Source organism: Sandarakinorhabdus rubra, from assembly GCF_010994245.1.
Lineage (GTDB): Bacteria > Pseudomonadota > Alphaproteobacteria > Sphingomonadales > Sphingomonadaceae > Sandarakinorhabdus > Sandarakinorhabdus rubra.
Genome location: NZ_WMHO01000361.1, coordinates 1 through 1,415, shown reverse-complemented (window position 1 = coordinate 1,415; position 1,415 = coordinate 1). Strand labels below are relative to the sequence as shown.

Sequence of the window (1,415 nt, the reverse complement as noted above, 5' to 3'; positions counted from 1 at the left end):
TATCGGCCCGGGCTGGTCACCATCGGCGAGCCAGCCCAGGCCGATGGTGACCAGCCCGGCCGCTTCCGTGGTGGCGCTGGGCGAACGGTCGCGGCGATAGCCGATCACGATCAGCGCGGCCGCGGCCAGCACCAGCACGGCCGAGACCAGCCAGCCCTCTCGCCCGGCAGCGGCATAGCCCGCCAGCCCACCGATCAGCCCGAACAGCGCAAAGGTGCGAAGGCCGGCGACACGGCTGCCCGGCGTGGCGGCGCGCTGCTGCCAGCCGCGTTCCACCCCGATCAACAGGCCGATGGCAAGTGGCATCACCAGCCGCGCCAGTTCATCCCCGTCCAGCATCACCCCCAGCGTTGCGCCGGCCCTGCTTGCCGGTCAAGCAGCAGACCAGTAAGCCCGGCGGCCATGCAGAGCACCGCTCCCCCGAAATGGGTCATCGTCATCGCCTTCTACAATGAGGCGAAGTTCATTGCGCCGACCGTGGCCTGCGCGCTGGCCCAGGACCGCGACGATATCGCCATCGTCTGCGTCGACAATGCCTCCACCGACAACAGCGCCGAGATCGTGGCCGAGGCGATTGCCGGCCACCCCCGCGCCATGCTGGTGACCGAGAGCAACCAGGGCCACACCTTCGCGCTGCGCCGCGGGCTCACACTCGCGCAGGACCTGGGCGCGCAGAACATCGCCTTCTGGGATGCCGACACCGCCTATCCGCCTCACTATATCAGCCGCGCCGACCAGCTGCTGGGCAGCGACCCGCGCGTGGTGGGCGTGCAGGCGTTCGACATCTACGGCCCCTACGACAGCCTGAAGAACATCATCATCCGCCAGCGCATGGCGCTGACCGCCAGCCTGCTCTCGGGTCAGGGCCACACCGGCACCTTCGGCCAGTGTTTCCGCATCGCGCCCCTGGTGGCCTGCGGCGGGCCGAAGAATGATGACTGGCCGTTCGTGCTTTATGACCATGAACTGATCCACCGCATCCTGAAGGTTGGCCGGCTCACCCATGCCGCCGATCATGTCTGCTGGCCGGCCCCGCGCCGCACGCAGAAGGGCCATGTGCGCTGGAACCTCACCGAGCGGCTGCTCTATGCCCTGACGCCCTATGCGGTGAAGGACTGGTTCTTCTACCGCTTCCTCGCCCCCCGGCTGAGGGCGCGCGGGATGTTCGAGGCTGGCCTCAGGGTGCGCGACTGGGAATAGGGTCACGCGACTGCAACATGGCTGCGGCATGGCAGTGCCATGATCCGCATGTCCCTGGCCCTCGTTGCCACCTTGCTGCTCGCCGCCCCGGCCGCGGCTGCCCCCGTGTTGATGATCGCCATCGACGGCCTGCGCCCGCAGGAGTGGCAGCGCCGCGACAATGGCCTGGCGCTGCCGGCCCTGCGCGGGCTCGCAGCCGGTGGGGTGAGCGCGGC

Annotated in this window: 2 protein-coding genes; one reads left to right on the top strand and one right to left on the bottom strand. The window is 69.3% G+C overall.

Annotated features, from left to right (window positions below; translation table 11 throughout):
- A partial coding sequence (locus GJV64_RS14480) for an MgtC/SapB family protein (protein WP_164158179.1) occupies positions 1-339 on the bottom strand: 339 nt, incomplete at its 3' end.
- 63 nt (positions 340-402) lie between these two features.
- On the opposite strand from GJV64_RS14480, the gene GJV64_RS14475 reads away from it, so the two are divergent.
- Positions 403-1,200: a glycosyltransferase family 2 protein gene (locus GJV64_RS14475; RefSeq protein ID WP_164158177.1), complete on the top strand. Its 798-nt coding sequence runs from the start codon at positions 403-405 to the stop codon at positions 1,198-1,200.
- The last annotated feature ends 215 nt before the right edge of the window (positions 1,201-1,415 follow it).

Coding starts and splice junctions, on each gene's coding strand:
- GJV64_RS14475 (WP_164158177.1), top strand. CDS start 403: ATGCAGAGCACCGCTCCCCCGAAATGGGTCATCGTCATCGCCTTCTAC.